Here is a 22,426-nt window from a genome sequence, read left to right as displayed (position 1 = left end):
AGGTCCTAGAGCAAGGTACCGAGGCTTGCGGCTAAATGAATATGATTTAAACAGAACGGCAGTCATTACCAACTTGCATATAGCGATGGGTTTAGCTGCTTAAAATTTAAACTATATGGTGCTCTAGCGACCTAGGAACCAGGACCGCTTTTCCCGCTTTTCCTAGATACCTTCTTTTCCCTTTCTTTTACCCCAACACCCACCGCATTACGGCTTTAAACCAAGGGTGCTCTTCTGCCCAGACGACGAGGCGTGGGGACCAGTGATAATACTGCGCCACCAGCCAGTCGCCACCGGGGAGATTGAGTAATACCTCGTCGCGAAAGTGGCGGTAATAGGCCAGCGTTTGTGGTTGGTCGGCAAACAGAGACGTGGCGAGAAAGCAGCGACTGTCGCTGCGTTTCTCTCCAGCGACCGCGAGAGGGCTGACACTCATTTCGAGCAGGATTTGAAAGCTATCGCTTTGCTCTGCCGCGCTTTGCGCATTGGCGATAGCACCCGTGCTGATAGCGAGACTTTGCCCGCGGTTGGTTAAAATAACCGCTCTCTCTCCGCTGCTACCGATCACTTTGGCTTGGGTAAACTGATAGTTTGCTTGCTCAGGGCGGATCAAAATGCCGCCTTGCGCAGCGAGCCATTGGCCTGAGAGCAGTATGCGTCCATCGGCAATTTGCTGCGCGCCAGAAAGTTGTGCAGAGGTCAAATCCAGCCGTAGCGACTGCCCTGATAGCGAAACGCCCCAGTTTTCTGCTTCCGCTATGGTAATCAAAGCCATTTGCCGCGCTTCGGTGAGGCGGTTTTTCACCGTGATTTGCCCGCTTCGCGCCACATCGGTTGCAAGGCGAACTCGGTTGCCCACCACCTCGTGCACTAGGTTTTGCGCATCTTCGATGATGGCTAAGTCCACGTTCGTTTCGTCAACAAAAAAGCTCACCCACGCCTCTTGCTGCATCGGCACCGGGCCCACTTGGATGACCTCGCCGACGGAATCTGATGAGCTTTCACTCAGCGGAGAAGTTAATTCAAACTCACGGCCGCCCACCTCAATGCGATACACCAAGCGCACTCGATAGCTGTCATCACTGCTGCCTTCGCTATCGAGATACTGATTGGTCACGCCGCTGACGCTGGCAATCTTCTGTTTGTAGCTCTTGTTACTGGTACGATAGATCTGGTACTCGCTGGCATAATCGCTGCCCTGCCAAGTCAGCAGCTGACCACGCTCCATGCTTTGTTGATAGAGATTGATGGGCGCAGGAACATCAGGCAGATACTCAAGTTGCTTCCACTCTCCGCCCGCGCTTTGCCACTCCAGCCAGCCAGCTGGCATATCCCAATCACTAAAAGAGACCAAGCTCTCAGTGGATTGCAACGGTGTGAGTGTTCGCTCACGTTCTGCCAAAGTACTGTTTTGCGAAGCGCTGCGATAGCGCCAAGCGCTGACTTCATCTAAGCGATGCCCGGCGAGACGAAACTGACCAGAGCTTCGCTCAATCGACAGCACTTGCGGGTCAGTTGCCGTGATATCGGCAAAATTGGCCACACTGAGCATGCGTCCTTGCCTCACCCGGCTAACCAGTGACGCGCTAGTTTGGCTCTGCTGCACTAAGGCGCTGACGACCTCTCCCGCCGACCAATTGGGGTTTTGTTGCCAAAGCATGGCGCTGGCCGCCGTGACAAATGGCGCCGCCATCGACGTGCCGCTTTCTGTTTTAGTGGCGTTATTCGGCGCTAAGCTGAGAATATGGGTGCCAGGCGCGGCTAAGTCGGCCTTGGCCCAGTTGAAATTGCTGGTGCTGTTGAGCCGTTGGTTTGCGTTGTCCCAGTTAGCGACCGCTAACATCGCGGGCAGTTTGGCGGCAAACTCGGCTGGATAGACATCAAAGTCGTCGCGTTCTAGATCGAGTCCCGAGTTACCTGCGGCGACAATTTGGATGATGCCGAGTTGGTCAGCTTCTTTCATGACATCCCACATCGCTTGCGAGTATTGGGTCACCGTCCAAGAATGGTTGATGATGTTGGCTTGGTGGTCTATCGCCCAGCGAATGCCCGTCACTGCATCGGCGATTTTCCCGCCGCCTGTGTCGCCTAAAAAGCGAATTGGCATCACTTGCGCACTGCTGCATGCCCCTTGAGCGCTGCTGTTTTCGCTTGGTTTAGCGGCTAGAATCCCCGTTACATGCGTGCCGTGACCAAACGGATCGCTCATGCTGGCGCTTGGATTGATCACATCAAAAGGCGCAGAGAAAAGCACATGGCTGAGCGCTGCATGGCTGGTATCGACACCGGAATCCAGCACCGCGACACGCATGGCATCGCACTGTCGCTCGCTTGCGCTGAGCTGCGAAAAGCCGGCAATCGCTAAGCCGTCTTGCACTTCATTGGCGACCTGAGCGGCGCGCAAAAAAACGCTCTTTTGCTGCAAATCGCTTAATGGCTGTGGTTCGTCTAGTTGTACTGTGTCTTCTAATTGCATTGGCTCTTGCAATTGCACTGGCTCTTCCAATTGCAATCGCGCATCCGGCTCGATATAGCGCACTTGGCTATCGGCGAAAAAAGGCAGGAGGTCGGCTTGCTTGACACTGAGCAGGCGGTCTTGATCAGCAAAAGTATACAGCGGCGTTAGGTGCGAAAAGCGTTCGCTATAACCGGTGTCACTGATGCGTACTAACCAGCTCTGCGCTAATGCAGGCTGGCTAGCCAGTAACGCTGAGCCGAGCAGAGTGACAACCATAACAAAACGGCGAAGAAGGTACGGCATCCGTGCAATTCCTGTAGTGAAGATATCCTTTCTATTGATACTCAATTTTTATCTGCTTGATGGATAAAAGCCAAGCGCTATAAGGTAATCCGTTTAATAAAAGTCAATGTGAACCAGCGTATTTATCTGCGCTGTAAAAAACATCACACCATGCTACGTCGCAGCATGGTGTGATGAAAGCGATGACACGATTAACTCGATATTGGCCTTATTCGACGATCACGCCGCCATCGGTGCCGTAATCAATCGCCAGTTCAGAGGCTTCGAGAGTAAACGGTTGCACGCACATGGTTGCCGTGGTGGTGGTGGTGTAAGCCATCACTTCGGTCACAGCTTGCGATACCCCTTCACAGTTTAGTGAGTAGGTATTGATCTGCTGCTCTGAATCCCACTGCGTATCGATGTTGCAGTAACCCGATGAATAGCCCTCTGCGTAGAACACACCATCTTCAAACAGCTCTGGCGTACCATCCCCATTGAGATCAACATTTGCATTAAACTCGGCTTCCAGAGTATTGAGATCGTCAATGGCCGCAAGCTCTAAAGTGTTTCTGTTTTGCCAATTGGTAATTGAATCTCTCATCCATTGAACATCCGCCTCGCTAGCACCATTGGCCAAAGCGGTGTCAATTTCAGCCTGATAATTACTGATATTCAGATTGTTGGTATCAATCTGGCTTTGATGCCCACTACGATAGCTATTGAAGGTTGGGTAGAGATTACTGTAAGCGTTTCGCAACAGCTCGTTGGTTGTCCCTGCGACCCAACGGCTATTTTCTTCATCCCAACGGTACTGGTTACTGAAGCTCACCTCCTGATTTGTTAGCTCATGACAGCTTTCGCTGGCTTTAACCAACAAGCCCGCTTGCACAGCCACCTCATTGAGTGAGGCATCGAGGTACTGAGCCGGTATTTCGGCACCATCTGATTCCGTTCCCTTTTCAACCACTTCGATGAAGAAGCCATTAATGGTATTGCCACCAACAAACGCGTTCGCGCTGCCTTGCAAGACATCCAAGAAGGTTTTTTCGTAGTTGTTTTGCTCCTGCCAGGTGTGAACATTTAACACCTTGATGCCGGAATCGACATTCTGATTGCGGCTTGGATCCCAATAGGTGATGTTGCCCATATTCCAGCCACTACGTTCCACATCGTCTTCGTCATCACCACTGACATGCGCAACACCCATTAATACAGAGGCGCTCCAGAAGGTGTTCGTCGGCTTATCCTGCTCTTTATCAGTCCAGTCGAAAGAGGAGATTGATATCTCTTTGCTGCCGAGTTCAATGAACGCATTGTTTTCCCCCGCCGCGTACTGCTGGTAGAGCCCAGCAATCGTATCGTGGCGAGACATCCACTCCACCATTTCTTCTGGCTCAACCATATCACCCGTGTCATGGCCATCTTGGTTAGATTGGGGGTGTAGATCGGCCTCACCGGTGCCATCTTGAATTCGCCATACGGGAGCTAACAGCGCCGCAGAGGCTTTGCCGTTGGTCATATTGCCCGTTAACACTTCCACTTCACCATCTTCCAATTTCAACTTGTTACCCAAGTTACCCGAGTAACCATACAAGCTTGGCAAATGCAAACCCAGGATGTTCCCCGTTAGCCCCAGTGCTTCGGCTGGCGTTTGCACGCCTTCGGTTTCTGGATCCCAATCTTTCTCATGGGCTTTATTGAGCAACGAGAGCGCGATAGGCGTTTGTGCAGTCCAAGTGGCAGAGACCCCTTTGAGCGCGACTTGATGCTCACCCTCAGTGAAGGTGACATAGCTGACACTGGTTTCACGTAAAGTACCTTGCGCATCGTAGAAGTGGGCTTCTACGCGGTATTTGCCAGGCATGAGATTCACTGATGCTGTCGGTGATGTGGAGGTGAGTGAGGCCGCCACCGCAAAGCGCTCTTTCATGCCGTTGTTTGGCAACTCATAACATTCCATCTCTTCGTCGCCAACCATCACCGCCTGATTCTGGTTGGTCGGCTTTTCTGAGTCTTGTTGGCAAAAACGGTAAGCTTCGAGCATCTCTTCTGCTTCCGAGAGGCTGCCCACATGCTGGTTACGATAAAAATCGATTTCAATTTCACTCGCGCTACCAATCCAGGAAGCACCCGCTTCGGGCGCGGGGAACTTGGCCGCCAGTTTTACCGAAGCGCTTTTCTGATCTTGAGTGGCATCGGGGGACGACGCCACTTGGCTCTCGCCGTTACAGCCAACCAAGCCGATTGCAGCAGCGACAACCACTGCCAATGGTTTAAGTGTGAATAGAGTTTTCATAGTTCTGTCCCTGCCAATTATTCGACAATAATTCCGATGTTTCCTGAAAATTCGAGTACCGAGAAGGCGAGGTTTTGCGTTGTCGCCTGACCTTGGTTATCCGTGACTGTGACGCTGGCTTGATATTCGCCAACCGCTAAGCTTTCGGCTGCAATGCTGGCACTGTTGCCATTGACCGTGGCCGATACGCCCGAGCTAAACGTCCACGCCACTGTTGGAGCGTCGTCGTTATCGTCACTCACGCTGACACTGAAGTTAATTGCATCCGGGTTGGTGCCCGACTCATTCGCTTGCTGAATTCTTGGCGTTGCTGTCAACGAAAGAATTTGCGGCGCTTTGTCTTCGACCACACTCACAGTCAGCTGAGATTCACTGCTCAAACCAACCGCATCGGTCGCTTTTAGCGTGATCACATAGTTGCCTGCGCTCAAACTGTTCGCCGCGATGGTGGCTTGCCGCTTGTCAGCGGACAACGCCAGTGCACTGATCATGTCTTGACCGCCTTTCGCCATGGTCCAATCCAACGTTAGGCCTGAGTTACCATCGTCATCCGACACTGTCGCCGTGACAATCACCGCTTCACTGTTCGTCTGCCCTTGCAAAACCGTGATGTTGGTGACGCTACTGCTGAGCGCCACTGACGGTGGTTGATTCACCAGCACAGTAAACGCCACCGATTTGCTGCTCACGTTTGGCGTGGCTGCCGTATCGGTCACGCTTAACGTCGCCTGATAACTGCCAACGGGGATGGTGTTGGCCGCTAAGCGAATGGTTTGCCCAGACGCCTCGCCCAGCAAAGAGGTGACATCTTGCTCGTCGCTGTTGACTAGGCGCCAGCTCAGTTGCAGTTGATCACGCGCGGTAAAGTCATCACTCACTAACGCCGCCAGCGTAATCAGTGTCACGTTGTTCTGCCCGTTACTGCCGACAGAGCTTGGGTTAGCACTGAGCACCTCAATCACTGGCGCTTGATCCGCCACCACGTTGAACTTGATGTTGGCCGAGCTAGAGAGCGGCGTGTTGTGATCGTCAGTGATGGTCAGTGTGGCGGTATGTTCGCCAACTTCGACCGCCGCGAGATCGCACTTATCCGTGGTGCCACTGCATTTCCCACTCCATTGATAGCTGAGCGTGTCGCCGTTGCCATCACGGGCAATGGCGGTGACTATGCCCTGATTACCTTGCTGGACTTTAATCGTTTCTCCAGCAGAGTAGCGGGTGTTGCCGTAATCAAAACCGATGATTTGCGGCGCGATGTTGTCGCTGTCACGCACGGTAATCGGGAAGCGGCGTACTGGATTAGCACTGCCATCGGCCCGGGTTTGTCCATCATCCGCACTGATCACCAGCGTTTTCTCGCCAATCGAACTGAACGTGATGGTCGCTCGCGTGCCACTGCGCTCAATGGTGCAGTTGTCATCGCCTTCGCACTCGATATTGACCGTCACAGCATCCCCATCTGGGTCAGAAACCGACCAACGCAGATCGGCGCTTTCATCGATCTTCATTTGCGATGGCGTGCGCAGCAACGCCCCAAGTAGCGGCGGTTGGTTGGTTTTGGTGAAATCCAACGTCGCTTTTTCTTCGACGCTCGTCACCGTCGCGGGTTTGTTCTGCCCAAGGGCGCTGACCGCCAGCTCACTGTCACACAACACGCTTTGGCTGTAATAACCGTTGGCATCGGTGAAGGCGTAATCTTGGCCACGCGCGTGGCTGATGCGTACGTATTGACTCGCCACTGGCGTGCTGCCATTCGACTCAAAGGTGTGTCCTTCTAACGTACACGCATAAGGGTTGACCAACACCAGTTCGGGCAAATCATTACACCCACCGACGGTGAGAGTGGCTGGCATCTGCACATATTCTGTCTGCCAAGTTTTTTGGTTGTAGACTGGCAGGGACCACAAGGCTCCATTGGTCGGTTCGGCTGAAGTGCCTGATACCAGTGTGTTAATTTTGTATGCGCCATCTTCGATATAGTGCCATTCGGTTCCTCCATCAGGCAGGCGAACGCTGATCTGCCCGTAGAATTTTTCACCGTTTTGGTAACTGACTTTACCTTGCAGACAGATATTGGTATTAACGCCCGCTTTGATCGGCCAGTCCAAGTTGATCCACTGAATCCACTGATTGGCTTGGCTGATCTCCACCTTAACGTACAGTTGCAATGCTTCTTGGCCCGTTAGGCTAATGACGCCCTGATCGTCAATCGGAATGTCCGTCGTGCTCGTGGCCTGCTCGCCAGCAGAATCATTGGTCAATATGCCGTTACCGACATATTGCCAACCTTGTCCACTGCGATAGACGTAAATCGGGATCTGAATACCGTCTGTGGTTAAATCAAAATCGCGCTGAATGGTTGGGTAAGAGCCTTTCGGCACCATCATCACAATGGATGGGCTTTCACCGGCCGATGGCTGAACATTGGTCAGTGGTAATGGCTGCTGATTTTCATCAGTTAAACGAATTTGGCTGAAGGTGCTGGAGATCAGGCGATAGCTTTCATCGCTGTTTTGGTTATCAAAATTGACCCCTTGCCCTTGATTATCCGTTTCCCCCTGCCCTTCAAACTCGCCTGGGAAGCTTTGGATATCATTAGCATTACTCGAATCGAAGTAAGCGACTTCACTGTTAATGACATCAACATTCGGGTCGATATTGGCCACTGGAAGATTAAGCGCAAGCTGCACATCTTCATCGGCGGCAGGAGAAACCTCGCCGACCACGACCCGCTGCTGTCCTTGGCTATTTTTCACCAGAGAAAAACGCAAACTCGGCACGCCATTGGCCGACACCACGACAGAACTAAGATCAGAGCGTTTGACCGTGTTGACCTGAGCGGTAGCCAAGAGCACATTGACCGAGATTCGATTAGATTGATCGTTAACGTCGATACTTTTTTCGTTTTCAACAAACCCTGATTTCGCCACTGAGACGACTAAGCGACTGGCTTTATGGGCGTCCGCTTTGATTTCAGGAACGGAGATAGAATAGAAACCACTGTCATCACTTTCGGTACTCAGTTCCACCAATGACTGACCATCACTGCTTTGGAACTGAACCGTAACGCTCGATTTGGCGACGGGTTGTCCGCTGCTTGATGTCACTTGACCGGAAACGATTTGAGTACTGATGGCGCGCACTTGTACAACTGGGTCGACTGGGTCTGGGCTACTGCCGCCGCCATCCCCGCCGCCACAAGCTGAAAGTGCCGCCGCGATAAGAGTGCTTATTACGGTGCGACTGAAGGTTGTCATATTAATCCTACCAATGACTGTATTGATGAATTTGCAACTAAAACTAAAATGAATGTAGACGATACATTTGCCATATGGATGAATTATTAGACAGAAAGACTATTTCATGAATATTGCGTAAAAAAGTGTGAGATTGGGATAATTTTGCTTGCAGCTATTGAAAGTAAGTCTCAATTCACCTGAGTAGGAAACCCGTTTCATCGTGGATTTGCCCTGTTTCCTCGCCTGCGCTTTTTCTGCTAAACTCGGAGCGCATTTTTAACCTATGGCGGAAGATTTATGATCATCGTAACTGGTGGCGCTGGCATGATTGGCAGCAATATTGTTAAGGCTCTCAACGAGATTGGCATCAATGATATTTTGGTGGTAGACAATCTGAAAAATGGTAGAAAATTCAAAAACCTGGTTGACCTCGACATCACCGATTACATGGACCGTGATGATTTTCTTACCCAAATTATGGCGGGCGACAATTTCGGCCCGATCGAAGCAGTGTTCCACCAAGGCGCTTGTTCGGCGACCACCGAGTGGGACGGCAAGTACATGATGCTCAACAACTACGAGTATTCAAAAGAGTTGTTGCACTACTGTTTGGATCGCGAGATCCCATTTCTATACGCCTCTTCTGCGGCTACCTACGGCGAAACCTCGGTATTTAAAGAGGAGCAGGAGTACGAAGGCGCACTGAATGTCTACGGTTACTCAAAACAGCAGTTTGATAACTATGTGCGTCGCCTATGGCAAGATGCGGAAGAACACGGTGAAAAACTGTCGCAGATCACGGGCTTCCGTTACTTTAATGTTTACGGCCCGCGTGAGCAGCATAAAGGCAGCATGGCCTCGGTGGCGTTCCACCTCAATAATCAAATTCTTGCCGGTGAAAATCCCAAGCTGTTTGCAGGTAGCGAGCAGTTCAAGCGCGATTTCATCTACGTTGGCGATGTGTGTAAGGTGAACTTGTGGTTTATGCAGCATGGTGTCTCTGGCATCTTTAACTGCGGCACTGGTAATGCAGAGTCCTTCGAAGAAGTGGCCAAGGCGGTGATCAAACATCATGGCAAAGGCGAGATCGAAACCATCCCGTTCCCTGAGCATCTAAAAGGCGCTTACCAAGAATTTACCCAAGCCGACTTAACCAAACTGCGCGCCGCTGGCTGTGATGTCGAGTTTAAGACTGTCGCCGAAGGGGTAGCGGAGTATATGGCGGCTTTAAGGGGCTAGGGGCTAGGTTGCGAGGGACTAGGTTAATAGGTTCTAGGTTTCTAGGGACTAGGTTCTAGGGACTGGGTTCTGGGTACTAGGTTGATAGGTACTAGGTTCTAGGTACTGGGTACTGGGTACTGGGTACTGGGTTCTAGGTTCTGGGTTTTGCTCTTCCTAGGGCCTAGGACCTGCTCTTCCTAGAACCTGCTCTTCCTAGAACCTGCTCTTCCTAGAAACCTGCTTTTCCTATCACCTGCTCTAAAAAATTAGTATGACAACTGAACGAAACGACTTTGACCCTAAAGCGCACAACCCCACCTTTCAGTGGGGTTTTCTTGCGCCTAAATATTGGGGAATATGGCTTGGCCTGATTGTGGGGTTGCCGATTGCTTTGCTGCCCATCCGTTTACAATATTGGATTGCCAGTAAAATCGCTAAAAAGCTTGCCAGTAACCCACCGCGTACTGTGCACAACATCTGGGCCAACTTAACCTTATGCTTTCCGGACAAAAGCGATAATGAGAAAGAAACCATCTTGTTGGAGTGCCTAACCACCGCAGGGGTCTTTCTACTCAACTTTCCGCTCATCACCCTCTTTGGCAAACGCTATTTAGAAAAGAGCTGTTCAATAAACGGTCTAGAGCATTTACAAACGGTCCGAGAACAGGGCCACAACGTCATTTTACTCACGCCACATACTTGGGCGATTGATGTTTTGCCAGTACTGCTCGCCTCAAAAGGCAGCCCCGTGGTGGCTATGGTCAAAGAGCAAAAAAACCCGGTTGGTGATTGGCTGATGCACAGGCAACGGATGCAATTTGGTGGACGCATTTACGAGCGCAGCGCCGGAATAAAACCTTACATGAAATCGGTGCGCGAGGGGTATATCGGCTATTATCTTCCTGACCAAGATCATGGCCGTGAACAGAGCCTGTTCGTCGACTTTTTTGCTACGCAAAAAGCCACCTTACCGGGTTTAGGCAAACTGGCTAAAGTGAGTAAAGCCAAGGTACTGGCTGCCTTTACTCGCCTCAATACCGAAACTGGCAAATATGAAATCACGATTTCTCCCGAGTGGGAGGGCTTCCCAAGTGGCGATGAACACGCAGATGCCAGAGCCATGAACGTCTTTATCGAACAGCAAGTCTCTCGTTATCCAGAACAGTACATGTGGACGTTCCAACTTCTGCGTACGCGGCCCGATCCCAACGAGCCAAGCCCTTACTACAATGAAGATTTAAAGAAACCAGATTGTTTTCACAAATGAATCTCTAGAATTTGTGCAAATACCTTGTATAACATAATCAAATTTACACCTTTTTTATTTTTATAAGCTATTAATTTTCAAAGAGGTGTTAACTAAAATTGGAACAACTAGTGAAAGTATTCGTTGTAAGCCTCACTCGCTCAATTGAGCGTAGAGAAAGAGTTCAAAGGTTACTTGATCAAGAAGGCGTCGATTTTGAGTTTTTTGATGCAGTCGATGGCTCTTTACCTAATTTTACTCACTCAGAAAAAAGCAGAGAGAGGATCACTCGAGCTCGCAAAGGTTATCAGATGCATGAAAACGAACTAGCTTGTTTTGCTAGTCATTATGAAGTTTGGCAACACTGCATCAAACTCAATGAAGCCATTATTGTTCTTGAGGATAACGTTGACCCTGTAGGGCCAATAAAAGAAGTTCTTACATCCGCATTTGCTCAGATAAATTACTATGGTTATATAAAACTTTCTGCCACAATAAAACAGACCTTCCATAAGATAATTTCTTTGGTCAATGGTTATGATCTCGGAGGCTATTCATCTGGAACTTGTGGTACCACTGCCTATATAATATCTCCCTCTACCGCAGAGCTCTTCGTGAAAAACGCCCAAACTTTTCTTGAACCCGTAGATGATTACATGGAAAAACCATGGAGACACGGCGTGCAAGTCTATAGCGTTTATCCTGATCTCTTTTCTCGAGCGAAAGTGATGTCAACTATAGGTAGTAAAAGAAAGGATAAATCCCAAATGACATTGTTCAATAAAATCTATGCGGAGTTTTTTAGAACTTACGAATCGATTTTGCGGTTCATATCCTGGAAAAACAAATCATGAAGATCTTAGTTATTGGCCCTTCATGGGTGGGCGATATGGTGATGTCGCAGTCACTTTACACCACACTTAAGCAGCAACACCCTGATGCGCTGATTGATGTGATGGCGCCAGGCTGGTGTAAACCCATCTTAGAACGCATGCCCGAAGTGAACCGTGCGATTGAAATGCCGCTTGGCCATGGTGAGTTTAACTTGCTGGGCCGGCGTGAAATTGGTAAATCGCTGCGCGAGTTTAAGTACGATCACGCCTACGTTTTGCCTAACTCGGCCAAATCGGCGCTCATTCCTTGGTTTGCCAATATTCCTCTGCGCACAGGCTGGCGCGGTGAGCTGCGTTATGGCCTGCTAAATGATTTACGCCCTAATAAAAAAGCCTTCCTGTACATGGTCGAGCGCTACGTAGCACTGGCTCATCCGCGAGCGCAAATGGTCGATTCCGCCTCGCTCGGCGGCCTGGAAGCGCTGCCTCGTCCTAAGCTGTCCATCGATGTCGATGCGCAGCAACAAACGCTGGCGAAGTTTGCGCTTTCTACACAACGCAAAGCCATTGGCCTTTGCCCTGGCGCCGAGTTTGGCCCGGCAAAAAAATGGCCAGAAAACCATTATGCCGAAGTCGCCCATGCCATGTGCCAGCAAGGCCATCAAGTATGGTTGTTTGGTTCGCAAAAAGATCTCGACACCTGCAACAGCATTAAACAGCGCGTGCCGAGCGAGTATCATGCTCAAATCCAAGTGTTAGCCGGGCAAACCAGCCTTATCGAAGCGGTGGATCTGCTGGCAGCTTGTCACACGGTGGTGAGTAACGATTCAGGCCTGATGCACGTCGCCGCGGCGGTTGGTTGTAATGTCGTGGCGGTGTATGGCTCGACCTCGCCGAAATACACTCCACCGCTGGCCGAAAAGGTCGAGATTGTGCATACCGACATTGAATGTCGCCCCTGCTTTAAACGTGAGTGCCAGTATCAGCATCTCAAATGTTTGTCGGAACTGACACCAAAGCAAGTGTTAGACAGCATTCGTAAGCTCGATGCCATTGCGGTGAGCACATGTTAGTGCGGCTGCTCTATACGCTGATTCTGGCTCTAGCCGCACCTTTGCTACTGTTCGGCTTGTATCGCAGCAAAGCGAATAAACCAAAGTTTGGGGCGCGCTGGAAAGAGCATTTCGGTATCACGCCTAAACTTGATGGGCAAACGAGACCACTGTGGATCCATGCCGTCTCTGTCGGTGAAAGCCTCGCGGCGATTCCGCTCATCAAAGCCATCAAAGCGCAAACCCCAGAGCAACGGATTGTCGTGACCACCACAACCAGTACCGGCGCAGAACAAATCGCAAAACTGGGTGATTTGGTCGAACATCGCTATATGCCGATCGATTTTGCCTTTGCAGTGCGCGGTTTTCTTAAAGCGGTCAATCCCGCCAAGATGCTGATCATCGAAACCGAGCTGTGGCCCAACACCTTAGCCACCGTGCATAAAGCCAATATTCCGATTATCGTGGTCAATGCTCGTTTATCAGAAAAATCTCAGCGAAATTACGCCAAAGTGCAGCCGCTATTTAACCTGCTCCATCCATGTTTGAGTAAAGTCCTTTGCCAATCCCAAGCAGACGCGGATCGTTTCGCCAAGCTTGGGGTCGCGACAGAGAAGCTCAGCGTCACGGGTTCGATAAAATTCGATATCCATATCTCTGATGAGATCAAACGTAAAGGCGCTGAATTGCGCGCTCAGCTTGGCCAAGACAGACCTATCTGGATAGCCGCGAGCACCCATAAAGGTGAAGATGAACAAGTGCTAGATGCTCATAGACAAGTGTTAGAAACGCATCCCAATGCACTCTTGATATTAGTTCCCCGCCACCCTGAGCGTTTCGATTCGGTGTTCGAATTGTGCCAAGCACAAGGGTTTGAAACGATAAGGCGCACGCAACAGCAAAACGTTACCGACTCGACTCAAGTTTACCTAGGCGACACCATGGGAGAGATGTTGGTCTTGCTAGGCGCAGCTGACGTCTGTTTTATGGGCGGAAGCCTAGTTGGCAACAAAGTCGGCGGGCATAATGTGTTAGAGCCAGCAGCGTTGGGAGTGCCAGTCATTACCGGGCCGAGTTTCTTTAATTTTAAGGAAGTAACCGAAAGCTTAATGAAAATTGAGGCTATAGAAAAGATTGGAAATCAGAACGAGCTTGGAAAAGCAATTCTTATTACAATTAGAAACACCAATGTGAAAGCTGAAATAGCTAATCGAGTTAAAATATTCATGATGAAAAATTATGGAGCAATAGTTCGTACTCTACACGAATTATAAAATGGTAGACCTATATTTCCTTAGAGCTATGCCTACCATTTAATTTAATTTAATTTAATTTATAGACATGGAAATAATTTTTCTTTTCAACTGGCTCGTAGTGATTAATTACATAATCACTCACCGTTGAATAAAACTTGCTTCCTGGCTCACCTATTGGATTACCGATAGATCGAGTTTCAATAAAAACATACTGCACTCGACTTTTAAGCTCTTCAATCATTTCAATAGGTGGCATAGTTGATTCAACATCCATTGCCCAGTCAATAATATATGGATTCTTAGCATCGACAAGGTAATGAGATAAAGGCATTGATGGTAAAACTGTTAACTGACTCACATCATATACTTTAAGTAATGATACATATTCTTTATGTTTCTCATATGTTTCAAAATCCGTTTTAATATACTGTGCCTTTGGGTAAATATCACCCATATTATAATTAAGCTTAGAAACAAAAGAGTCTCTATATGGTGACAACATTTGTAGCATAAAAATAAAAGCACTAATCTGGATTGCGGCAATTAAATGTTTATTAAATTTCCCACTCTTTGTGCTATAAAAGTACACTAGGGAGACCAAAATAGGAGTAAAATAAAGTGTAGGTGTATTAGCACCCCAACTTACACTAGAAGACCATGAAAGAGAAAAAAATAATATAAGCAATGCATTATCTTTTAATTTCTTTCTTAAAAAAGAATCGTAAATTATGTAAAGAAATGCATAAAATGGAATAATCCAATCTAATTTCGTACTGCGAAAATTTATACTTTGGCTAAACGAAAGATCTTTATACAGCTCTAAAAGCATAAACACAGGAACAATAAAGAATGAAATATAAAAAATTCTTAGGCCAAACTTCTTATCTACAAAAAAAAGCAACAATGACAATGATATAAAAATAATCGCATTATCCGATGACGCTGACTTTATATATGGGTAAATACTTGATGAATATATGTCGGAAATGCTTGTCTTTGACGAAATAGCATCGAAGTAAACATCACCGAAACCTAGAAATTTTATAAACAAAAAGGCAGAAGAAATGATGAACAGATTTAATCCAATGTATTTTGCTGTAGTTTTTAGACCATGAACAATAAAAACAAATAAGAATGAAAGAAAAAAAGTTGCCAAGAAGTTTTGTTTACATAAAACTCCGAGGAAAAGGAAGAAAGATGCAAAAAATAAAGAGCAAATTTCTTGATTACTACGTATTTGAGAAATGAAATACAAACCAATCGATTGATAGAAAATTCCATCTATCGTATGCCAAATCATATAATAACTTAAAGATGACGTTGCAATTATATATCCGGCTATAGCCACTCTATATTTAAGTATATCAGTAACATTTAAAAGATATTTTTTCTCTAAGGCAAGAAGAGTTAACCAAACAGAAAAAAATAATTGTAGTAAAGGTACTATTTTCAACGTAAACAACTGAGAAAAATCTGGAAAAACTTTCACTATCAAAGCGGCATGCACAATCGACATAAATGGCCGAACATATGAAAAATCGACATAGGGTATTTCACCATTCGCAAAACGCCAGCCTAAGCCCATTAAGAAACCGGTATCCGCATCTTCAAAACCATATCGGCCAAAACTAATCAAAAGAAAAATTGGTAAAAAGTAGAAAAAATACTTAGTTAAGTTCTTATGTATCATAATTTAATCTTATTAAAAATACTCTGTGGGATGACTTTAATAACAAACATAATTAGTTGCCAAAAACCAGGAACATAGTTTCGTCTAGAACGACAATCTATACGTTTGACGATAGTTTTAGCAACTTGACTTGGTTTGGACCACAATATACCTTTTACGAATAATTCCGTCATAGGCGTATCAACAAAACCAGGTTTAATATCAAGTATATGTACATCATTTTTACTCAAACGCTGAGCCAACCCCTGAAGAAATGTAGATACCATTCCTTTTGCAGCACCATACACATAATTCGATTGACGCCCCCTGTCACCTGCAACACTAGATATCACGACAATACTTCCGGAACCTTGCTTTTCAAACCTATTCGCTAAAAGCGTTAGCAACGAAATGACACTCGTTCCATTAATTGCAATTTCCTTTAAAGTTATTTCAACATCATTTTGACAAGCTTCTTGGCTAGGTAGACTACCATGTGCGATCACACAAACATCTATTTTATCAGCCATGCTAAATACTTCATTTACCAATTCAATATGTTGAGTGTATTCTAATGCAGAGAAATATAATGTACTAACCGCATTTGCTCCTCTAACCTTAAGATCATTGGCTATCATTTCAAGCTTATCTTCATTTCTCGCGAGCAATATAATATGTTCTGCTTTTGAGACATAACACTTTGCAATTTCTTCTGCAATAGCAGATGTCGCACCAAAAATGACTACATTCATTATTTATAACCCAATTCTTATTGATTGAAGTGAAATATAATTATTTTTACAATTATATTTTTCTCTGACTGATTGAAACTCTTCCCAACGAGGATAACTAGACTTAAACATCTCTTCGCTCATGCGAACATCTTTTGAAAGATACAATCTACCTCCAAACTCTCGTACAATAATATCAAACTCATCGAGTATGGAGAAAATGTTATCATCTATTTTAAAATCTAAGGCTAGAGTGTATCCTTTCATTGGAAATGAAAGTGGGTTTTTATTTCCATCACCAAAAACTTTCAACACAGCTAGGAAGGATCCTTGTTTCGATTCTGCTATTTTTTTTAAAATACTAGTTAGACCTTCTAAACCTGCACTATATGGGATAACAAATTGGTATTGCGTAAAGCCTCTTTTTCCATACATCCGATTCCAATTATTAATACCATCTAAGGGATAGAAAAATGGATCATAGTGAATAGTATTTTCCACTTCATTTTTAAGAAGCCTATGGTAATAAACGAAATTAAACGCTTGAATAGAATACTTATTGAGCGAAAAAGATGGAAAATTAAATGGTATTGTTAATGGACTCTGAGAATGAACAGACAAGTTCCCTTTTGAAGCATGTTCACCGAGCATAAGTATCGAGCGGCCTAATGATTTCCCCGTTGCTAAACAATCTATCCAAGCAACTGAATATGTTGCATCTTGATGTTCTTCGAACAAACTCAATATAGTGCGTAGATTCTCCGCTCTAATTATTTTTTGTTCAATATATGCACTTTCTATTTTTTTAAGCTTAAATGATGCTTCAATAATAATTCCAGTTAAACCCATCCCACCGCAGGTGGCGTGAAAAAGGTCTGCATGTGAGTATTTATCACAATAAATCAATTCATCGCCTATAGATAATAATATTGACTCGACATGATCAGAAAAACTTCCCTCAGTGTGGTGATTTTTTCCATGAACATCACTTGCTATTGCACCACCGACTGTAACAAATTTAGTTCCGGGAGTAACCGGCAGGAACCAGCCTTTGGGCACGAAAACTTCTAGTATCTCAGCTAATGTTACACCTGCATCACATGTCAAAATCCCATCATCGGAAAATGAAGAAAATCTGTTTAGCCTTTCAGTAAGTACTACGTTATCGCCTAAAGCACTATCGCCATAACTACGCCCCAAACCTCTTGCTATAAGAGGAGATGCATCCACACATGTTTGGAGTCTTTCAATGTAATGACTGCAAGCATTAATCTTTGGGTAATTACCCCAACTAGTTAGTTGTTTCATTTTGATACCTTACAAAAACGAATTTTTTGTCTAAGTAATATTTAGTCATGTATCCAATGGACAAGCCGAGAACAGCCCCTAAGTAGCGCATCTCTTTGGTTTCAAACCAATGATAAAATGCCCATTCAGCTAGCCAAAAAATCAACGTTGTCAAAACACCCATCGTACTGTATAACATGAACATTTTTGCGTCTTGAGCATGACTATCAACTTTAAAATTGAATATGTACTTTTTATCAAGAGCATATTTAATGACTAATCCTACTAGCGTACCCCAGAACATACTGTGTGCAAGCCGATAAATTCCATGATACAGCTGATATGATATTTCTTGTGCTAAAAGGTTGGCAAATGTCGCCAAGCAGGCAAAAATAATATAAAGTACAAGAATCTTCATTCACACGTATTCCCAATAAATTTTACAGTCACTGATCATAGCTAAAATGAAACCAAAAATCTCTATCCTCGCTATCATTAGATTGATGCGTCCTAAACAGTGGGTGAAGAACACATTCGTTCTTGCTCCTCTTGTTTTCTCAGGAACTTTCAATTCCATTACATCAGTGGTAGATGCCTTACTTGCGTTTACTTTTTTTTCTCTTGCTTCATCAGCGACTTATGTCTTAAACGATTACAACGATATTGAAAGCGATCGACGCCATCCGGTCAAGCGTTTCCAGCGACCATTGGCTTGTGGTGAAGTGACTAAGACGCAAGCACTTATTTTGATGGTACTATTGTACACCTCTGTATTTATGTCTGGATTTGTCAATTTTCAATTATTGACAATCATTTTTGCTTACTTACTACTCAATATCGCTTATACGTTTTATCTGAAACATCAACCTGTGTTAGATATTTTTACTATTGCTTTGGGGTTTGTATTTCGCGTTTATGCAGGCGCTATCGCTATTGATGTACCTCTTTCTTCATGGATGTTTATTACGACTTTGTCGCTCGCACTTTATCTAGCGGCAATAAAAAGAAGACAAGAACTAGTTAAAAGCGGTGATAGTGCTAGAAATGTATTGAAACAGTACTCTCTTGCTCTTATAGATAAATACGCCGAGATGTCAGCGACTTGTGCTCTGCTTTTCTATAGCCTTTATATATTATCCGATAAACCCCAACTTGTTTTCACTATCCCCTTTGTCATCTTTGGCATCTATCGTTACTGGTTTGTGGTTGAGTCAAAAGACGAAGGTGAATCTCCTACCGATGCCTTATTTTCAGATAATCAATTACAGCTTACAATATGTGGTTGGATTATCGCCTGTGCGTATACAATGATTTAGTTTGAGAGTAATTAACTATGGATCTAAGCTATCTTATTACACCGTTTTGGGCATGGCTTCTCGCTGGTTGTACAAAATTTGTCATAAATTCAGCTAAAGAAAAGCGTTTAGCATTCGATTTAATAGGCTATGGTGGTCTACCGAGTAATCATACCAGTATTGTCACCAGCGCTGCAGCTATTATCGCATTTAAAGAAGGTTTTCATAACCCTGCATTAGTTGTTGCTATAGCCCTTGCCTTTATTGTCACTCTAGATGCAAATAGCTTGAGACAGAAAGTAGGGCTGCATGCTCAAGCGATCAACAAATTAAATCAAGACAACCACGCACACATACGATTAAGAGAAAAAATGGGACATACACGAATTGAGATCTTTTCTGGTATTTTAGTCGGAATTTTCTCAGCTTGGTCCATAACACTCCTTTGGACATGATTTTTATGTTTCCAAAATCTTATGCCGCTCACATCAAGAGAATCTATTTATTACTGGCTATTGTATTTGTTATTTATGGTTTTAATACCGTTCTTGAGGACTCTGCGTCATTTTCAATCGAGAATATTTTTTTTACGTCTTACCTTGAATTTTTCTTGGCAGTAGCACTTTCACTTTCAAGTTATTTACTTAGAACGATACGATGGCTATATTTTATTTTACGGTATAAACAGGAATATCAATCAAAATACTTCCACTCTTTAGTTTATTTATCTGGCTTTGCGTTTACAATAACTCCAGGTAAAACCGGAGAACTAGTCAGAGGTATTTATTTAAAACCTCTAGGCATACCATTGACATATACTACAGCCTGCTTTATTTCAGAAAGAACCTGTGATTTATTTGTAGTCGGATTATTAGCTAGCTTAGTATTATTCAGTTTAGATATGCAAGCTCTCCCCTTATTTTTTATTATCATACTATCTTTTTTTTATATTAGTATCTATAATGTGGAAAGAATTCCATTCTTTAAATCAAAAAACAATCTACGGGTTTTATTTCAGAACATAAAGGATAACTTAAAAGTAAAAAAACTATTCACTCCTTTATATTTAACAGCAACGGCATGGATATTTCAGGGATTGGTGTTGGTTGTTTTTGCAAATTATTTAGAGGTAGATATATCTAGTACAATGCTGATAAGTATTTATTGCTCTGGCTTAATCATTGGTGCTTTATCTTTAATGCCATCAGGTATTGGTGCAACTGAGCTTGGTATCTTGTTTCTTTTAACACAGTTAGGCGTTTCAGAAAAGGACGCTATCTTGCTATCGATTGGTAGTAGAGCTTTTACGCTTTTACCAGCTTTAATTTTAGGATTACTTTGCTCATTAATCCTTTCTATAAAAAAGCGCACTAGACAACTTCACTCTTTTAAATAACCCTACCCTTACTCTATTAATGAAAGGCACTTATCGAGAATGTCGATATCGATAATATAGTCACTATGTATATCAGAGCAAGTGACAGACTTAATAGGAATTAATTCTAGGGTATTGCCAGCGAATCTGGCTAATGTAGAGAATGTTGGAAAATTCTCAAATCCGAAAGGCAGCCAAGATATCAATTTTGTACCCGGACGACAGAAAATCACATTCGTCCATGCTGCTCCAGAAGCGCCTAGTATCACTAGAGCACTATTGAATAACTCAGCCTGCTTATATATAGTTAAATTCTCAGGATAAACGACTTCAAATCCGTATTTTTCAACCAAATTTATTACTTCTTTTTGGTTATACTTTCTTACTCTAGATTCGGATCTTGCCAAGAATATTTTACGACGATTGCTTTGGCGATTTTTATCAACCGATAGAATAGAATTCACTAGTCTTTCTATAGTGTTGTTCCTTATATAGCAGTCAGATGTATCCATCACTCCTTTCTTTCTATTATATAGTGTGCAGTTAATGTTTGAAATTGAGTACAGTTTAGATACTTTAATTCTTTCATTACTTTCAACAGGAATGAGATTTAAACTATGCTTTCTGCTAATTGAGAGTAGTAACTCTCTTATTGATGATGAATCGAAACAGCATCTACTTATTATTATATTATTTGTTAAATATCTTTGATTATCTATAAACTCATATAACTTGGGTAAGACTTCTATAATAAAATGATAATAATTAAAGTCTCCATTTGATAAGAGACTTAATGCAATATCAATTTCTTTTGTCTTTTGGGTTTTCTTGATTATAGCAAGACTTTGACTGTGGGCTTTGATCAATCCTGTAGTGTAATCTTCATAATCCTGCGCCAAATTCGAGAATTTTTGTATATAAACCATTCCATTTTCAATTATTGCATTACTTGATGCAAAGATCTCAACATTTCTCCACTCTGAAAGAGTAACAGCCGGAGCCTCAACAGTAAGCGGAACTTGCATTCCAGGAGAATAGACACTCACTTTTTTTCTATTAGCGATCTGTATGTTTTTTCTAACATTTGAATCGATTTCATAAAATAGATTTATCTTGTAAAGATCATACTTATAAATACCAAATATGTATTTTTTATATATGCTTAAAAAATCTATAATTTCCATCAAGCTTATTTTTTTCAAAAGGCACCAAATAATATTAATTTTACTTTTCCAGAAATATACTAAAGTTCACTTTAGACGTCTAAGTACTTTTAATGCCACTTTGTAGTTACCCGTCTTTACTAAATAGCCGAATATCGATAAATACAATTTAGAATGCGTAAAAGGAACATTAGCCATAAATTCAGCAGCTAATATTCTTTTTTTAATAGCCGCTACAACATCATTAGCATTTTTTCTTTGAGCATCGAGTAGGTTCATGCTCAGGTCTTGTCGTTCACGCTGCGCATTAATCACGGTGTTTTGATATTTTTGCTCTCGCGTTTCGGTCGCAAAAGTTGAAATACCACCAAGCCGATATTGGATCCACTTTTTATGTTCGTAATGGATGCCATTGAGTAAAAAAGCGCGCAGTACATTAATCCTGTCTTCATTGATTATGTCTTTACGATAAGGCTCAAATTCATCAATGACATCTGACGTGAAAGCAGCACAACACCCATCAACAATACATTTTCTATTGATGATATTCTTTAATGTGTAAGGTTTTCTATTAGGATTAATCAACTCAAAGGGAGTGACAATTTCACCCTGTTCTGAAATGACATCATAACTTCCTATGATCAAACTCGGTTTGCCATTTTTAATCCAAGCTTCATAGGTTTCTTCAATCCGGTATGGCAAGGCAATATCATCTCCCGCCTGTACAATGAGCAACTTACTCTTGTATCGACCACGTAATGAATTGATTTGACTGACTAAACCAATATTTTTTTCATTATGACGGTAGTCAATTTTTAACCCCTTGGGGGCAGATTCTAAGATGCCTAAAATCTTCTCGTGGCTATCATCTGGCGAGCAGTCATCCAAAATCAATAACTGACTTGGCCATACCGTTTGGTTCAACGCGGAGGGTAATGTTTGATCTAAATAAATTGATTGTTTGTAGCAAAAGAAGACGTAAACGACGTCTTCTAATACTTTAACATTATTTTGCATTAT

At 44.1% G+C, this 22,426-nt stretch carries 17 protein-coding genes; 8 read left to right on the top strand and 9 right to left on the bottom strand.

Annotated elements, in window-relative coordinates; translation table 11 throughout:
* Nucleotides 1-187 precede the first annotated feature (187 nt).
* From UF06_RS04550 to UF06_RS04540, 3 genes are all read right to left on the bottom strand, one after another.
* Nucleotides 188-2,761: a S8 family serine peptidase gene (locus tag UF06_RS04550; protein ID WP_045569384.1), complete on the bottom strand. Its 2,574-nt coding sequence runs from the start codon at nt 2,759-2,761 to the stop codon at nt 188-190.
* A 208-nt stretch (nt 2,762-2,969) separates the two neighbouring features.
* Entirely contained in the window at nt 2,970-5,039 is a 2,070-nt protein-coding gene (locus UF06_RS04545; protein WP_045569383.1) for a hypothetical protein, read from the bottom strand.
* A 17-nt stretch (nt 5,040-5,056) separates the two neighbouring features.
* Nucleotides 5,057-8,296: a carboxypeptidase-like regulatory domain-containing protein gene (locus UF06_RS04540; RefSeq protein ID WP_045569382.1), complete on the bottom strand. Its 3,240-nt coding sequence runs from the start codon at nt 8,294-8,296 to the stop codon at nt 5,057-5,059.
* 279 nt (nt 8,297-8,575) lie between these two features.
* On the opposite strand from UF06_RS04540, the gene rfaD reads away from it, so the two are divergent.
* The 5 genes from rfaD (at nt 8,576) to waaA (ending at nt 13,904) form a co-directional block, all read left to right on the top strand.
* On the top strand, nt 8,576-9,517 hold the full coding sequence (gene rfaD / locus UF06_RS04535) for an ADP-glyceromanno-heptose 6-epimerase (RefSeq protein ID WP_045569381.1): 942 nt from the start codon (nt 8,576-8,578) through the stop codon (nt 9,515-9,517).
* Between the two features lie 253 nt (nt 9,518-9,770).
* Nucleotides 9,771-10,766: a lauroyl-Kdo(2)-lipid IV(A) myristoyltransferase gene (gene lpxM, locus UF06_RS04530; protein WP_045569380.1), complete on the top strand. Its 996-nt coding sequence runs from the start codon at nt 9,771-9,773 to the stop codon at nt 10,764-10,766.
* Between the two features lie 110 nt (nt 10,767-10,876).
* Entirely contained in the window at nt 10,877-11,599 is a 723-nt protein-coding gene (locus UF06_RS04525) for a glycosyltransferase family 25 protein (RefSeq protein ID WP_045569379.1), read from the top strand.
* On the top strand, nt 11,593-12,651 hold the full coding sequence (waaF, locus tag UF06_RS04520; RefSeq protein WP_045569378.1) for a lipopolysaccharide heptosyltransferase II: 1,059 nt from the start codon (nt 11,593-11,595) through the stop codon (nt 12,649-12,651). The genes UF06_RS04525 and waaF overlap by 7 nt, the downstream gene beginning before the upstream one ends.
* Nucleotides 12,645-13,904 carry a lipid IV(A) 3-deoxy-D-manno-octulosonic acid transferase gene (gene waaA, locus UF06_RS04515; protein WP_045569377.1) on the top strand — a complete coding sequence of 420 codons (1,260 nt, stop codon included), beginning with the start codon at nt 12,645-12,647 and terminating at the stop codon, nt 13,902-13,904. Before waaF ends, waaA begins: the two co-directional genes overlap by 7 nt.
* Before the next feature lie 49 nt (nt 13,905-13,953).
* On the opposite strand, the gene UF06_RS04510 is transcribed toward waaA, so the two are convergent.
* From UF06_RS04510 to UF06_RS04495, 4 genes are read right to left on the bottom strand one after another with little or no spacing between them, the layout of a single operon-like run.
* Nucleotides 13,954-15,576, bottom strand: a complete 1,623-nt coding sequence (locus UF06_RS04510) for a hypothetical protein (protein ID WP_045569376.1) — start codon at nt 15,574-15,576, stop codon at nt 13,954-13,956.
* Nucleotides 15,573-16,307, bottom strand: coding sequence for an SDR family oxidoreductase (locus UF06_RS04505; RefSeq protein WP_045569375.1), 735 nt, complete (start codon nt 16,305-16,307; stop codon nt 15,573-15,575). The genes UF06_RS04510 and UF06_RS04505 overlap by 4 nt, the downstream gene beginning before the upstream one ends.
* A 3-nt stretch (nt 16,308-16,310) precedes the next feature.
* On the bottom strand, nt 16,311-17,594 hold the full coding sequence (locus UF06_RS04500) for an FAD-binding oxidoreductase (RefSeq protein WP_045569374.1): 1,284 nt from the start codon (nt 17,592-17,594) through the stop codon (nt 16,311-16,313).
* A complete protein-coding gene (locus UF06_RS04495) occupies nt 17,578-17,991 on the bottom strand; it encodes a GtrA family protein (RefSeq protein ID WP_045569373.1) in 414 nt (137 codons plus the stop codon). Before UF06_RS04495 ends, UF06_RS04500 begins: the two co-directional genes overlap by 17 nt.
* Before the next feature lie 46 nt (nt 17,992-18,037).
* On the opposite strand from UF06_RS04495, the gene UF06_RS04490 reads away from it, so the two are divergent.
* Genes UF06_RS04490 through UF06_RS04480 form a run of 3 tightly spaced genes read left to right on the top strand, consistent with a single transcriptional unit; the run spans nt 18,038 to nt 20,264 of the window.
* A complete protein-coding gene (locus tag UF06_RS04490) occupies nt 18,038-18,889 on the top strand; it encodes a decaprenyl-phosphate phosphoribosyltransferase (RefSeq protein WP_045569372.1) in 852 nt (283 codons plus the stop codon).
* 17 nt (nt 18,890-18,906) lie between these two features.
* On the top strand, nt 18,907-19,323 hold the full coding sequence (locus UF06_RS04485; protein ID WP_045569371.1) for a divergent PAP2 family protein: 417 nt from the start codon (nt 18,907-18,909) through the stop codon (nt 19,321-19,323).
* A gap of 5 nt (nt 19,324-19,328) precedes the next feature.
* Entirely contained in the window at nt 19,329-20,264 is a 936-nt protein-coding gene (locus UF06_RS04480; RefSeq protein ID WP_045569385.1) for a lysylphosphatidylglycerol synthase transmembrane domain-containing protein, read from the top strand.
* 8 nt (nt 20,265-20,272) lie between these two features.
* Here UF06_RS04480 and UF06_RS04475 read toward each other — a convergent pair whose 3' ends face one another.
* Together UF06_RS04475 and UF06_RS04470 are read right to left on the bottom strand one after the other, a co-directional pair.
* Nucleotides 20,273-21,427 carry a glycosyltransferase family 61 protein gene (locus tag UF06_RS04475; RefSeq protein ID WP_045569370.1) on the bottom strand — a complete coding sequence of 385 codons (1,155 nt, stop codon included), beginning with the start codon at nt 21,425-21,427 and terminating at the stop codon, nt 20,273-20,275.
* Between the two features lie 66 nt (nt 21,428-21,493).
* Nucleotides 21,494-22,423 (bottom strand): glycosyltransferase, encoded by a 930-nt coding sequence (locus UF06_RS04470; protein WP_045569369.1) that lies wholly within the window; start codon nt 22,421-22,423, stop codon nt 21,494-21,496.
* Nucleotides 22,424-22,426: the final 3 nt, after the last annotated feature.

The sequence above is a fragment of the Vibrio sp. S234-5 genome, from assembly GCF_000960595.1.
Classification (GTDB): domain Bacteria; phylum Pseudomonadota; class Gammaproteobacteria; order Enterobacterales; family Vibrionaceae; genus Vibrio.
The sequence above is the reverse complement of the archived record's forward strand: the minus strand, read 5'-3'. Positions and strand labels throughout refer to the sequence as shown.